Here is a 13,508-nt window from a genome sequence, read left to right as displayed (position 1 = left end):
GGCGCAAATTATACACCATCTGGCCGTCAGTGCCTCCCGGACGCCCCGGAGCAATCACCCCTGCAGAATGGAACGGGTTGCCTCCAGCAGCTTGCGCCGCGACAGCAGCAGCTGCCAGCGATGACCGCCTACCTGCCGCCACAGCAGGGCAGAGCGGATACCTGCCAGCAGCAGGGCGCGGATACGGTTGGCCACGTCCGGCTGCTGCAGATAGCGCATGTCGCCGTGCACCTGTATGCGCATGCGCAGGGTACTCAGGGTGTCCTGATAGGTGCCGCCGAGCGAGGCGGCGACATTATCGTGCAGCAGACCGAAATGGCGGACCTGGATCTCGGCCTGATCCAGGCGCTGGCCGAGGACGCTGAGCATGTCGTCACGCTTGGACAGCTGCCGCTCCAGCGCGATCAGGTTCATGCTGTAGCGCAATGCGTCCCGCTGCAGGGCCGCGGTGTCACGATCGAGCATGGCTTCCAGGGCCTGCAGGCCGCCGCGCAGCTGATGGTGCGAGCCGCCATAGACAGCCAGGGTGTTCGCCGGCGAGCGTTCGATGATGCTCTGGAGCAGACAGCTGACCGGACCTTCGGCGTACTGACCACTGCGTGCCAGCTTGTCGACCTGCAACGCGGCCTCGAAGATGCCGCCGAGGGCGAGTGCCTGTTCCTCTATGGGCGTCATGCCTGGGCCTCCGTAGGGGCGCTCAGCGCGCGCTCGATGACGCCACCTCCGAGACAGATCTCGCCCTGATAGAACACCACCGATTGCCCCGGAGTCACTGCCCGCTGCGGCTCGTCAAAGTAGACCCGCCAGCCGTCCGGGGTTCGCTCGAGGGTACAGTCCTGGTCCGGCTGACGATAGCGTACCTTGGCGGTGAGACGCAGCGGCCCGCTGTACGGCAACGGATTGACCCAGTAGATGTCGGAGCACTCCAGCGCTGTGGCGAACAGCCAAGGGTGGTCGTTGCCCTGGCCGACAACCAGCACATTGCGCTCGAGGTCCTTGCTCAGCACATACCAGGGGTCATCACTGGCACCCTGCAGCCCACCGATGCCCAGCCCCTGGCGCTGGCCGATGGTGTGGTACATGAGTCCGTGGTGACGACCGATGACATCACCTTCGGTGGTTTCAATGTCGCCGGGTTGAGCCGGCAGGTAGCGCTTGAGGAAGTCGGTGAAGCGCCGCTCGCCGATGAAACAGATACCGGTCGAGTCCTTCTTGCGTGCCGTGGCCAGTTCATACTGCTCGGCAATGCGCCGGACTTCGGGTTTTTCCAGCTCGCCAACCGGAAACAGGGTCCGTGCCAGCTGTTCCCCGGCAACGGCATGCAGGAAATAGCTCTGATCCTTGTTGCCGTCCAGGCCACGCAGCAACAACGATTGTCCGTCGCGGTCAGCCCTGCGCGCATAATGACCTGTCGCGATCAGGTCGGCGCCCAGCATCAGCGCATAATCCAGGAAGGCCTTGAACTTGATTTCCCGGTTGCACAGGATGTCAGGGTTCGGCGTGCGTCCCGCCTGGTACTCCTCGAGAAAGTGCTCAAAAACATTGTCCCAGTACTCGGCGGCGAAGTTTGCGGTGTGCAGCTTGATGCCGAGGCGATCGGAGACGGCCTGGGCGTCGGCCAGGTCTTCCCGGGCAGTACAGTACTCGGTGCCATCGTCCTCGTCCCAGTTCTTCATGAACAGTCCCTCGACCTGATAGCCCTGCTGGATCAGCAGGGCCGCAGAGACGGAAGAGTCGACACCGCCGGACATGCCGACAATGACCCGGGTGTCGCCGGGCGCCTTGGCTTGGATGTTCATATCAGCGAATCAGGTCCAGTGGGTAACTCGGTTTGTTCAGATAGTCGAGCAGGCACTGCAATACCAGAGGGCTGCGCAGCTGTGCCTGACGGGCACGAATCTCGTCCAGCGTAAGCCAGTGGGCTCTGAGGACACCTTCATCCAGCTCCAGCTCGGCGTGATGTTCCACCGGCACGGCGGCGAAACAGGTGCGCTGATAAGTGACGCCATTGGCGCCCCTGAAGAGATAGAGCCCCGTGACGCCAGTGACCTCCACGCTCCAGCCGGTCTCCTCCAGGGTCTCGCGGCAGGCTGCCTCGATCAGGCTTTCACTGGCTTCCAGGTGCCCTGCGGGCTGGTTGAAGACGACCTGCTTGCTGCTGATCTCCTCGACCATGAGGTACCGCCCCTGGTCTTCCACGATGGTGGCGACGGTAACATGAGGTGTAAAACGCATGACGACTCCCAATTTCAGGGCGTTAGGGTAACGTAAACGGCCCTGCCGGTGAATGGTTTGTTCAATTACCCGGTGCCACTGGATTTGACCCGGAAAACCAGCCAGTATTGCTTCGCGAGACCTTGTAGCGCTCATGTAGTCACACTACATATTCGCCAAGAGTCGAATGGCTTATCCGCTCAAATAGACGTATCATCTGGCTGGCCAATTGAAAGTGCGTGACTTAATGTAGGAAAACTACAACAATATGGCCTACCAGGCCGTATTCATATGATCCGGATCAACCGTCCGGGTTCTTCATTGACAACGACAACGGAGTCACAAATGGGATACCAAAAGATCCAGGTGCCGGCGAACGGCGACAAAATTACCGTAAACGCTGACTTCTCCCTCAATGTTCCCGACAATCCGATCATTCCCTTTATCGAGGGCGATGGCATCGGCGTCGATATTTCCCCCGTCATGATGAAGGTAGTCGATGCCGCTGTCGAAAAGGCCTATGACGGCAAGCGCAAGATTTCCTGGATGGAAGTTTATGCAGGCGAGAAGGCTACCCAGGTTTACGATCAGGACACCTGGCTCCCGGAAGAAACCCTGCATGCCGTCAAGGACTACGTTGTTTCCATCAAGGGACCGCTGACCACACCGGTAGGTGGCGGTATCCGCTCCCTGAACGTTGCCCTGCGTCAGCAGCTGGACCTGTACGTCTGTCAGCGTCCGGTGCGCTGGTTCACCGGCGTACCCAGCCCGGTCAAGAACCCGGGTGACGTCGACATGGTCATCTTCCGCGAAAACTCCGAAGACATCTACGCCGGTGTCGAGTGGAAAGCAGGCTCCCCTGAAGCCGAGAAGGTCATCAAGTTCCTGACCGAAGAAATGGGTGTGACCAAGATCCGTTTCACCGAAGGCTGCGGTATCGGCATCAAGCCGGTGTCCGAGCAGGGCACCAAGCGTCTGATGCGCAAGGCGCTGCAGTACGCGGTGGACAACGATCGCAGCTCTGTGACCATCGTTCACAAGGGCAACATCATGAAGTTCACCGAAGGTGCCTTCAAGGAGTGGGGCTACGAAGTGGCCCGCGACGAGTTCGGCGCCGAGCTGCTGGACGGCGGCCCCTGGATGCAGTTCAAGAACCCGAACACCGGCAAGAACATCATCGTCAAGGATGCCATCGCTGACGCCATGCTGCAGCAGATCCTGCTGCGCCCGGCCGAGTACGACGTCATTGCCACCCTGAACCTGAACGGTGACTACCTGTCCGACGCCCTGGCGGCCGAAGTAGGTGGTATCGGTATCGCTCCGGGTGCCAACCTGTCCGACTCCGTTGCGATGTTCGAAGCCACCCACGGTACTGCTCCGAAGTATGCGGGTCAGGACAAGGTGAACCCCGGTTCGCTGATCCTGTCTGCGGAAATGATGCTGCGCCACATGGGCTGGGTCGAAGCCGCTGACCTCATCATCAAGGGTACCGAAGGCGCCATCGCCAACAAGACCGTTACCTATGATTTCGAGCGTCTGATGGACGGTGCAACCCTGCGCAAGTGCTCCGAGTTCGGTGACGACCTGATCGCCGCCATGTAAGGCACGCTGCACAGCAGAAAACAAACAAGCCGGCTTTTGCCGGCTTGTTTGTTTGCGAAGGCCCGGTACAGCAGAGAAACGCGGGCTTGCTGAGTCCCTTACAGAGGAGAGGTCATCTCCGTCGCCGCTTCGGCGGACTTGCGCACCGGCTCACCGAGCGCCTGGATATTGATGGCATGCAGGCCCTTGGGCCCCTGAATGATCTCGAACTGCACGGGCTGGCCGGCCTTGAGCGTGCGGTATCCATCCATCTGGATGGCTGAGTAGTGAGCAAAAAGGTCTTCGTTGCGGCCGTCGGCAACTACGAAACCATACCCTTTGGCGTTATTGAACCATTTGACCTTGCCGATTTCCATACTGCTGTCCTCTGCTGTCCCATTCGCTGAATAGTTGAAATGCCCAATACAAGTAAGGCTTTCAGGGCATGCCTGTTACACTTTTTAACATTGGATCATGGCAAGTCAAGTTGGCACAGGGCAAGCTGTGTACCAGCGCACATTTTGCCTGTAGCCTGAACGTCTGAATTGCGCAACCGTTCCCATTCACGACGGCTGCGCCGATACTTCAAACCAGACCCACAAGATGTTTGCAAAGATGGAAATTCAACTAACCTTTATGCAGGAACCGGGTCAACCGGAGCATGAGGACGACGGCAACCTTGCGGTGCAGACCGGCAAGCCCGAACTCAAGCCGCCGCCCCGTTATCAGGTCGTCATGCTGAATGACGACTACACCCCGATGGATTTCGTGGTGGAAGTGCTCGAGGTATTTTTCATGCTTGACCGCGAAACCGCTACACGAATCATGCTTCGGGTCCATACTGAGGGCAGAGCCGTTTGCGGAGTGTATTCACGGGATGTTGCAGAAACCAAGGCGGCGCAGGTCAACGAGTACGCCCGGGAGTGCCAGCATCCGCTCATGTGTCAGATTGAACGGGAAGCCTAGACAAACTATGTCGCTTGATGATGGGGGCACCTATGCTTAACAGAGACCTCGAAATCACCCTGAACCTGGCGTTCAAGGAGGCCCGCAACAAACGGCACGAGTTCATGACGGTCGAACACCTGCTGCTTGCTCTGCTGGACAACCAGGCTGCGGTGGCGGTATTGCGTGCCTGCGGCGCCGACATGGATCGACTGCGTCACGAGCTGTCCGAGTTCATCGACTCGACCACCCCCCTGATCCCCAGCCAGGACACCGAACGCGAGACCCAGCCCACGCTCGGCTTCCAGCGCGTGCTGCAGCGTGCTGTATTTCACGTGCAGAGCTCAGGCAAGGGAGAGGTCAATGGCGCCAACGTGCTGGCGGCAATCTTCAGCGAGCAGGAAAGCCAGGCGGTTTTCTTCCTCAAGCAGCAGCACATCGCGCGCATCGATATCGTCAATTTCATCTCCCACGGGATCTCCAAGGTGGCGGATGAGAACGAGAACATCCAGCCCGATCAGGAGAGCATGGACGAGGAGGGCGGCGAGGCCGTTGGCTCGAATAACCCGCTCGAATCCTACGCCACCAACCTGAATGAGCAGGCCCGCCAGGGCCGGATCGACCCGCTGGTCGGGCGTGCCTCCGAAGTGGAACGGGTGGCGCAGATCCTGGTGCGCCGCCGCAAGAACAATCCCCTGCTGGTGGGCGAGGCCGGCGTGGGCAAGACCGCCATTGCCGAAGGCCTGGCCAAGCGCATTGTCGATGGCGAGGTCCCCGACATTCTGACCGAGGCGGTGGTGTATTCCCTCGATCTGGGTGCGCTGCTGGCGGGAACCAAGTACCGCGGGGACTTCGAGAAACGCTTCAAGGCGTTGCTCAAGGCACTGAAGAAGCGCCCCCAGGCGATCCTGTTCATTGACGAGATCCATACCATCATCGGCGCCGGAGCGGCCTCCGGCGGAGTGATGGATGCCTCCAATCTGCTGAAGCCGCTCCTGTCCTCTGGTGAGATCCGTTGTATCGGCTCAACGACTTTCCAGGAGTTCCGCGGTATCTTCGAGAAGGACAGGGCGCTTGCCCGCCGCTTCCAGAAGGTCGATGTGGTGGAGCCGTCGGTCAGCGACACCATCCAGATCCTCAAGGGGCTGCGCACCCGGTTCGAGGAGCATCACGGCATCCGCTATACGGATGAATCGCTACGGGCAGCAGCTGAACTGGCAGATCGTTACATCAATGACCGGCACATACCGGACAAGGCAATCGATGTGATCGACGAGGCAGGGGCCTACCAGCGCCTGCGTCCGCAGGAGGAGCGCCCTGAAAGCATCGACGTGGCGGAGGTCGAAGCCATCGTCGCGAAGATCGCGCGCATTCCGCCCAAGCACGTATCGACCAGCGACAAGCAGCTGCTGAAGAATCTGGAGCGCGACCTGAAACTGGTGGTGTTCGGCCAGGATCAGGCGATCGAGGCGCTGAGCACTGCGATCAAGCTCTCCCGGGCTGGGTTGAAGGCGCCGGACAAGCCGGTCGGCTCATTCCTCTTCGCCGGCCCCACCGGAGTAGGAAAGACCGAGGTGACCCGCCAGCTGGCCAAGAGTCTTGGCGTGGAGCTGGTGCGCTTCGATATGTCCGAGTACATGGAGCGGCACACCGTTTCCCGGCTGATAGGTGCACCTCCCGGATACGTCGGTTTCGACCAGGGTGGCCTGCTTACCGAAGCGATGAACAAGACGCCACACTGTGTGCTGCTTCTGGACGAGATCGAAAAGGCGCACCCCGAGGTCTTCAATCTGCTGTTGCAGGTCATGGACCACGGCACCCTGACCGACAACAACGGCCGTAAGGCGGACTTCCGCAACGCGATCATCGTGCTGACCACCAACGCCGGCGCGGAATCCATGGCGCGGTCGTCCATCGGGTTCACCACCCAGGATCACACCAGTGATGCCATGGAAGTGATCAAGAAGACCTTCACGCCGGAGTTCCGCAACCGGCTGGACGCCATCATCCAGTTCGGCCGCCTCAGCCACGAAAGCGTCAAGTTCGTGGTCGACAAGTTCCTCACCGAGCTTCAGGCCCAGCTGGAGGACAAGCATGTGCTGCTTGATGTCGATGACGAAGCGCGCAACTGGCTGGTAGAGCACGGGTACGACCCGCTGATGGGAGCCCGTCCCATGGCCCGCCTGATCCAGGACAAGATCAAGCGGCCGCTGGCAGAGCAGATCCTGTTTGGTGGCCTGGCCGATCATGGCGGCACGGTTCACGTCACGCTGCGTGACGGCGAACTGGTGCTGGACGTGCCGGAAGAGGAAATGGCCTGACCGGAGCGCCTGACGGGGTTGCCCCGTCAGGCCTTGCGTCAGAGATCGAAACTGGCCCAGACCGGTGCGTGATCCGAGGGCCGCTCCATGCCCCGAATTTCGTAATCGATACCGGTATCCACACAGTGCCCAATCAGTCCGCGGCTGGCCATGACCAGATCGATACGCAGACCACGCCGGGGGTCATCCTCGAACCCGCGGCTGCGATAGTCGAACCAGCTGAACCGGTCATTCACGGCAGGGTTCATGTGCCGGAACGTATCCACCAGCCCCCAGTCCTTGAGCGCCTGCATCCATTCACGCTCTTCCGGCAGAAAGCTGCACTTGCCGGTCCTGAGCCATCGCCTGGCGTTGGCCTCACCTATTCCGATGTCGCAGTCCTCCGGCGAAATATTCATGTCACCCATCACCACAATGCGCTGAGCCGGGTCGAAGCTCTGCTCAAGGTGGGCCTGCAGATCAGCATAGAAGCGGGTCTTGGCAGGAAACTTGATCGGGTGGGCACGGTTTTCACCCTGGGGGAAGTAGCCATTGAACACGATCAGCGGCTCGCCATCGGAGCAGGGCAGGGCCGCGCTGATCATGCGACACTGGGCATCCTCACCATCTTCCGGAAACCCCTTGCGTACCCACAGCGGTTCGTCACGGGTCAGCAGCGCGACACCATAATGCCCTTTCTGGCCATGGTAGTGGACGTGATAACCAAGGGCCTGCACGCTTTCAAGCGGGAACTGCGGATCGTCAACCTTGGTTTCCTGCAGGCCGATTACCGCGGGAGCGTGTTTGTCGACAAGTTCCTGAAGTTGATGAGGTCTCGCGCGCAAGCCATTGATATTGAAAGAAACGAATTTCATGCTTTTCCTATTGTAAAAATACCGGATGGGCGTCTGAGGGGTCGGCCCATGAGCGACGACATGGTAGCATCCCCCGGCGATCCGTTGATGTATTCCTGGCCATGGCTCGGGCAATGGCGACTCGACAGATTCCGTTGTTCCTGATGGGAAAGAAGACATGGCCCGTATCCCCGCACTGTTGACGATGCTGCTGCTGACCACCGCTGCCCAGGCCGCCCTCGAGGTACGGGTGGAGCCGCGCAACGATGCCGCCAGGGAAAATATCGAGGCCTTTCTGGGTCCGATTACCGCAGACAGCCGTGAGGCAATGTGGCGGATGGCCCGCGCCAGTCGCGAACAGGCGTTGAGCGCACTTCAGGCGCTCGGCTATTACCACGCCCGGGTCCGCCCCAATGTCATCGGCCCCGACGACGACCCGGTGCTGCAGTTGAATGTGACACTCCAGGAGCCGGTGAGACTTGACGAGGTGGTCATCGAGGTCACCGGGGAGGGCAGGGACGAGTCGTTCTTCAATCTGCCTCGCAGCCGGCACATGCTCAAGGGTGCCCAGCTGCACCACGGTCATTATGAAGATACCAAGAGCCTGCTGGAGAACCAGGCCCTGCGTTACGGCTATTTCAATGGACAGTTCCTGGAGAACAGGTTGCTGGTCGATGTGGAGCAACGCATGGCCGATGTCATTCTGCGCTACGAGACCGGCCCCCGTTTTCATCTTGGCGAGGTGAGTTTCTCCGACACGCCCTTCGATGAAGACCTGCTGCAGCGCATGGTGCCTTTCGAGCCCGGCGTGCCCTACGATGCCGACCTTATTGCCGAATTCAACCGGGAACTGCTCTCCAGCGGCTATTTCGATTCGGTTCAGGTAGCCGCCCCAGCGAGCCAGGCAGTGGACGGGCAGATTCCGGTACAGGTCATGCTTGAGGCGCGCAAGCAGCACTCCCTCGGTTTCGGCGGCGGCTTTTCTACCGACGTCGGGCCTCGGGCGAGGGCCGAATGGACCCAGCACTGGCTCAATTCACGTGGTCACAGTCGCGGCGCGGAAACCGAGCTGTCCGGCCCGCGGCAGCAGTTCTCGAGCTGGTATCAGATCCCGCTGACGCCGCCGCAATCCAGCCATCTGCGCTTCTTTACCGGCTGGCAACGGGAGAATATCGACGATACCGACAGCCAGAGCATGGTGCTCGGTGGCCTGTTCCAGAAGCGGCTGGCCAGTGGCTGGGACCGCAGTATCGGGCTGCGCCTGGAGCAGGAGCGCTACTCGCTGGGTAACGACTCCGGGAAGAGCACCTTGCTTATCCCGAGCATCGGCTTCCAGCGCACCATCAGTGATAACACCATCGATCCCAGCCGCGGCTACACCCTGATGATGGATCTGCAGGGCGCCAAGGAGGGCGTGGTATCGGATATCGATTTCGTGCGTCTCAATCTGGGCGCTCGCGGGCTCTACACCCTGTTCGACAAGCATCGTTTTCTTGCCAGGGCGCAGGTAGGCGGCATTGCCAGCGATGGATTCGCCAGCGTTCCGGCTTCCCTGCGCTTCTTCGCTGGGGGCGACCAGAGCGTGCGCGGCTACGATTACCGCACCCTGTCGCCCACCGATGAAACCGGCGACCGCATCGGTGGACGCTACCTGCTGGCCAGCAGCCTGGAGTACCAGTACGAATTCCGTCCCAAATGGCGGGCGGCGACCTTCGTCGATCACGGTAATGCGGTCAATACCTGGAAGGACCCGAAGAAGACCAGCGCCGGTGTCGGGATTCGCTGGGTCTCGCCGGTAGGCCCGATCCGGGTAGACCTGGCCAGATCGATCAGTGACCCGGACGAAGGCTTTCGCATTCACTTTTCCATGGGGGCCGAGCTGTGAGTCGCTTTCTGCTCCGGGCGCTGGGGCGGGGGCTGCTCATTCTCCTGCTGGTGCCCTTGCTGCTGGTGCTTCTGCTGGCGGCGCTGCTGTCCAGCGAGTCGGTCAACCGATGGGTAATGGCCAAGGTCGGCACTATCGAGCCGCGGCTGGAACTGGAGTTTGTCAGCGGCCAGCTGTGGCAGGGATGGGCATTTTCCCGAGTGGCCTGGGAGGATGAGACCATCAGGGTGACCCTGGACGATGTAGCGTTCGACTGGTCGCCCGGCTGCCTGCGTGGCAAACGGCTATGTATCGATCGGCTTGCGGTCGGTCGCATCGACATCGAGACCACTGAGGACAACAGCCCGGACGAGCCGCGCCAGGATATCCACCTGCCGGATGTGCGGCTGCCGCTGGGTATCGACTTGCAGGCGCTGCGCATCGGCAGCCTGGTACTCAACGGCGAGCCGGCATTGTTGAGGGATATCCAGCTGCGCCTGCGGGCCAGCGGCAACCATCTGCATATCACACATTTCAGCGGCCAGGGTCCGGATCTGGGATGGCAACTGGAGGGCGATCTGCGCATGACCGGCGACTGGCCGCTGCGTGTCGAGGCCGACCTGCAGCTGCCAGCCGTGGATGAGCGCGACTGGACGCTGCAGGTGCGCCTGGGCGGCAACCTGGACCAGCTCCGGGTCGAGGCGCGTAGCCTCGGCTACCTGACCGGCCAGCTGGATGCGGAACTGCAGCCGCTGCAGGCCAGGTTGCCGTTGCAGGCCCGCTGGCAGGGGGACGCGTTTCTGGCGCTGCAGACCCTGCCGGATACTCTCACCCTGCACGACGTGATGCTGGAAGCACAGGGGGATCTGGAATCCGGCATCGGCCTTGCAGGACGATCACGTCTGGCAGGCGAGGGCGGTGATGTCGCCCTGCAACTGGGCGGTCGTGTCAGCCTCACCGAGCTGTCCGATCTTAACCTGCGACTTCACGTGGTAGAGCAGCCCGAACGCGCTCTGGTGCTCTCCGCCAACGCGCACTGGGATGAGGTTCTCGCTGCGGATGCCCGGCTGGAGATGCAGGAATTCCCCTGGCAGTGGCTGTATCCGCAGCCGGTCGGCGACCTCCAGCTGCACCAGATCAGCGCCCGGGGCCAGCTGCGCGGCGACGAGTTTGTATCGGATCTGCGCGCCAGACTCAGCGGTGTCGGCGAGCATACAGCCGAGCTGGAACTCGCCCTGGCAGGCACCGCCGATCAGATGACCCTGGCGCCACTCCGGCTCGAAACGCCAGGCGGTCGCCTTGAAGGCGAGGCCGTCATTGGTCTGGCCGGCGGGCTCAGCTGGGATGCCGACCTGATGTTGCACGAGCTGAATCCGCAGTGGTTTGTCAGTCAGCTCCCCGGCGCGCTCACCGGGCCGATCCGAAGCCGCGGTTCACTGCGAGAGGGGGAGCTTGAGCTGTCCGCCGGCTGGGATATCGCCGGCACTCTGCGCCGTCAGCCTCTGGCGCTGTCCGGCTCGCTGGCCGGTAATGCGGACCGCTGGCAGCTGATGGAACTGCAGCTGCGACAGGGGGAGAACCGCATCACCGGGGCAGGGCATTGGGGCGAGGACGTGAGGGCTGACCTGGACATCCGGCTCCCGGCTCTGCACACGCTGTGGCCCGGGCTGGGTGGAGAGATGACCGGCAGCGTTTCCGCCGCAGGGCCGGCAAGCGCACCGGTTGTCAGGACGGAACTCGAAGCCCGGCGCCTGGCTTTCGAGGCCTTCGCCATGTCGGAAATGAGGGCGACAGGGCGCCTGACCCTCGATGACCGCCTGGCTGGCTCGCTGAACCTGACCGCATCGCGAATGCGCAACGGTGATACCCGCCTTGGTGACCTCAGCCTCTCGGCAGAGGGGGACCGCGCTTCGCACATTGTCGCGGCGGACCTCCAGAACGGCCTGGTCGAACTGGATCTGCGGCTTTCCGGCGCCATATCGGATGAGCGGTGGCGCGGTCGACTGACGTCAGCCAATATCGCCGTTGAAGAAATGTACTGGCAGTTGCAGGATCCGGCTGCGCTGAGCTATCACCAGGGCAACGGCGAGCTTCGCCTGGGCGCACATTGCTGGAGCCACCTCGCGAGCGCGCTCTGCTTCAATGGCGAGCAGCGGTTGTTGCCGGACCGCAGACTGGATCTGGAACTGCGCAACTTCCCTCTGTCATCGCTGCAGGCCTGGCTGCCGGACGACTTCAGCTGGGAAGGCACCCTCAATGCCGAGGCGCGTCTGGAGCAGAACGCCGGCGCCGCGCCCACTGGTAACGTGCTCGTAAGCAGCCGTGGTGGCGAAATCAGCGTCAGCCACCCCGAGCAGCAGCTTGAATTGCCATACGATCTCCTCGAGCTGAACGCGGACCTGCAGCCCCGCCGTGCACAGACCCGCCTGCAGCTGATCAGCAACGGTCTGGGTAACCTCAATGTGGAGGCTGACATCGATGACCCCAGCGGCGACCAACAGCTGCAGGGCCGCTTTCTGCTGGACAACGTGCAACTGGATATCCTGCGGCCATTCCTGCCTCAGGTGGAGCGCCTCACCGGCAAGCTGGTGGGCCGCGGCCAGCTCGCCGGCACCCTGACCGAGCCGCTTGTGGAGGGCGAGATTCGTCTGAGCGATGCCACGATCAGCGGACCGGAACTGCCGGTGAGCTTCGAGCAGTTGCAGGTAGTGGTGGGAATCGATGGTCAGCGTGCCGACATTGATGGCCGCTGGAACAGCGGCGAGGGGCAGGGGAGGCTCACCGGTCAGGGCGGCTGGGCTCCCGACCTGCATGTGGATGTGTCGCTCACTGGCCAGGACCTGCCGATACGGGTGGCACCCTATGCCGATCTGCGGGCCAGTCCGGACCTGCACATAGGCCTGCTCGACAACAACCTGAGCCTCACCGGAAGTATCGCCATTCCCGAAGGGGAAATCACCGTCCGCGAGCTGCCACCTGCTGCAGTGCGCGTCTCCCCGGATACGGTGATCGTCGGGGCTGAACCGGAACAGCAGGAAGCCCTGCCGATGGGCATCAACGCGGACATCCAGCTGGTGGTGGGCGATCAACTGCACTTCAGCGGATTCGGCCTCAGCGGTCGGCTGAGCGGCATGTTGCGGGTGCGTGAAAACCTCACCGCGGCCGGCGACCTGAACATTCTTGACGGACGCTTCCGCGGTTACGGCCAGCGTCTGGAGCTGCGCCGCGCGCAGATACTCTTCGCCGGCCCGCTGAGCAAACCCTACCTGGATATCGAAGCCATACGGCGGGTGGACGACGTGGTGGCCGGCCTGCGCCTGAGCGGCCCGGCAGACGCGCCGCTGTCGGAAGTCTTTGCCGAGCCGGCGATGGCCCAGGAGCAGGCCCTGGCGTACCTGATTCTTGGACGGCCCCTGGGCGCCGACACGGGTGACAGCAACCTGCTGGGGCAGGCCGCACTGGCCCTGGGCATGGCCGGCAGTACACCGCTGGCACAGAACATCGCCAGTTCGCTGGGTATCGACGACTTCCAGCTGGACACCGAAGGCAGCGGCATGACCACCAGCGTGGTGGCTACCGGATATATCACCGAGAAGCTGAGCCTGCGCTACGGGGTAGGCGTATTCGAGCAGGCAAACCAGCTTGCACTGCGCTACGATCTGACCAGGCGTTTATACCTGGAAGCCGTGGGCGGCCTGGCCAGCTCTCTGGACTTCTTCTATCGCATCGACTTCTGATGCATCTGCGAGC

Annotated in this window: 10 protein-coding genes; 5 read left to right on the top strand and 5 right to left on the bottom strand. The window is 61.9% G+C overall.

Features of this window, described 5'->3' with window-relative positions:
• Positions 1 to 54 precede the first annotated feature (54 nt).
• From hflD to IEW63_RS12670, 3 genes are read right to left on the bottom strand one after another with little or no spacing between them, the layout of a single operon-like run.
• Entirely contained in the window at positions 55 to 675 is a 621-nt protein-coding gene (hflD, locus tag IEW63_RS12680; RefSeq protein ID WP_188636995.1) for a high frequency lysogenization protein HflD, read from the bottom strand.
• The gene (mnmA, locus tag IEW63_RS12675; RefSeq protein ID WP_188636994.1) at positions 672 to 1,799 is read right to left on the bottom strand and encodes a tRNA 2-thiouridine(34) synthase MnmA; all 1,128 of its coding nucleotides are present in this window, start codon (positions 1,797 to 1,799) and stop codon (positions 672 to 674) included. Before mnmA ends, hflD begins: the two co-directional genes overlap by 4 nt.
• A 1-nt stretch (position 1,800) precedes the next feature.
• Entirely contained in the window at positions 1,801 to 2,235 is a 435-nt protein-coding gene (locus IEW63_RS12670; protein WP_188636993.1) for an NUDIX hydrolase, read from the bottom strand.
• A gap of 324 nt (positions 2,236 to 2,559) precedes the next feature.
• Here IEW63_RS12670 and icd point away from each other — a divergent pair, with 324 nt between their 5' ends.
• A complete protein-coding gene (gene icd / locus IEW63_RS12665) occupies positions 2,560 to 3,816 on the top strand; it encodes an NADP-dependent isocitrate dehydrogenase (RefSeq protein ID WP_188636992.1) in 1,257 nt (418 codons plus the stop codon).
• Between the two features lie 98 nt (positions 3,817 to 3,914).
• On the opposite strand, the gene cspD is transcribed toward icd, so the two are convergent.
• Positions 3,915 to 4,172 (bottom strand): cold shock domain-containing protein CspD, encoded by a 258-nt coding sequence (cspD, locus tag IEW63_RS12660; RefSeq protein ID WP_188636991.1) that lies wholly within the window; start codon positions 4,170 to 4,172, stop codon positions 3,915 to 3,917.
• 226 nt (positions 4,173 to 4,398) lie between these two features.
• On the opposite strand from cspD, the gene clpS reads away from it, so the two are divergent.
• Together clpS and clpA are read left to right on the top strand one after the other, a co-directional pair.
• A complete protein-coding gene (clpS, locus tag IEW63_RS12655; RefSeq protein ID WP_188636990.1) occupies positions 4,399 to 4,761 on the top strand; it encodes an ATP-dependent Clp protease adapter ClpS in 363 nt (120 codons plus the stop codon).
• Between the two features lie 32 nt (positions 4,762 to 4,793).
• Positions 4,794 to 7,061, top strand: a complete 2,268-nt coding sequence (gene clpA, locus IEW63_RS12650; protein WP_188636989.1) for an ATP-dependent Clp protease ATP-binding subunit ClpA — start codon at positions 4,794 to 4,796, stop codon at positions 7,059 to 7,061.
• Positions 7,062 to 7,099: 38 nt separating this feature from the next.
• Here the strand turns inward: clpA and xthA are convergent, their stop codons facing one another.
• Complete coding sequence (xthA, locus tag IEW63_RS12645; RefSeq protein WP_188636988.1) at positions 7,100 to 7,915, bottom strand: exodeoxyribonuclease III; 816 nt, start codon at positions 7,913 to 7,915, stop codon at positions 7,100 to 7,102.
• Between the two features lie 157 nt (positions 7,916 to 8,072).
• Here xthA and IEW63_RS12640 point away from each other — a divergent pair, with 157 nt between their 5' ends.
• Together IEW63_RS12640 and IEW63_RS12635 are read left to right on the top strand one after the other, a co-directional pair.
• On the top strand, positions 8,073 to 9,779 hold the full coding sequence (locus IEW63_RS12640; RefSeq protein ID WP_229710508.1) for an autotransporter assembly complex protein TamA: 1,707 nt from the start codon (positions 8,073 to 8,075) through the stop codon (positions 9,777 to 9,779).
• Positions 9,776 to 13,495, top strand: a complete 3,720-nt coding sequence (locus IEW63_RS12635) for a translocation/assembly module TamB domain-containing protein (protein ID WP_188636987.1) — start codon at positions 9,776 to 9,778, stop codon at positions 13,493 to 13,495. Before IEW63_RS12640 ends, IEW63_RS12635 begins: the two co-directional genes overlap by 4 nt.
• Positions 13,496 to 13,508 lie beyond the last annotated feature (13 nt).

This window comes from Halopseudomonas pertucinogena, assembly GCF_014646575.1.
GTDB lineage: Bacteria > Pseudomonadota > Gammaproteobacteria > Pseudomonadales > Pseudomonadaceae > Halopseudomonas > Halopseudomonas pertucinogena.
The sequence above is the reverse complement of the archived record's forward strand: the minus strand, read 5'-3'. Positions and strand labels throughout refer to the sequence as shown.

Coding starts and splice junctions, on each gene's coding strand:
- hflD (WP_188636995.1), bottom strand. CDS start 675: ATGACGCCCATAGAGGAACAGGCACTCGCCCTCGGCGGCATCTTCGAG.
- mnmA (WP_188636994.1), bottom strand. CDS start 1,799: ATGAACATCCAAGCCAAGGCGCCCGGCGACACCCGGGTCATTGTCGGC.
- IEW63_RS12670 (WP_188636993.1), bottom strand. CDS start 2,235: ATGCGTTTTACACCTCATGTTACCGTCGCCACCATCGTGGAAGACCAG.
- icd (WP_188636992.1), top strand. CDS start 2,560: ATGGGATACCAAAAGATCCAGGTGCCGGCGAACGGCGACAAAATTACC.
- cspD (WP_188636991.1), bottom strand. CDS start 4,172: ATGGAAATCGGCAAGGTCAAATGGTTCAATAACGCCAAAGGGTATGGT.
- clpS (WP_188636990.1), top strand. CDS start 4,399: ATGTTTGCAAAGATGGAAATTCAACTAACCTTTATGCAGGAACCGGGT.
- clpA (WP_188636989.1), top strand. CDS start 4,794: ATGCTTAACAGAGACCTCGAAATCACCCTGAACCTGGCGTTCAAGGAG.
- xthA (WP_188636988.1), bottom strand. CDS start 7,915: ATGAAATTCGTTTCTTTCAATATCAATGGCTTGCGCGCGAGACCTCAT.
- IEW63_RS12640 (WP_229710508.1), top strand. CDS start 8,073: ATGGCCCGTATCCCCGCACTGTTGACGATGCTGCTGCTGACCACCGCT.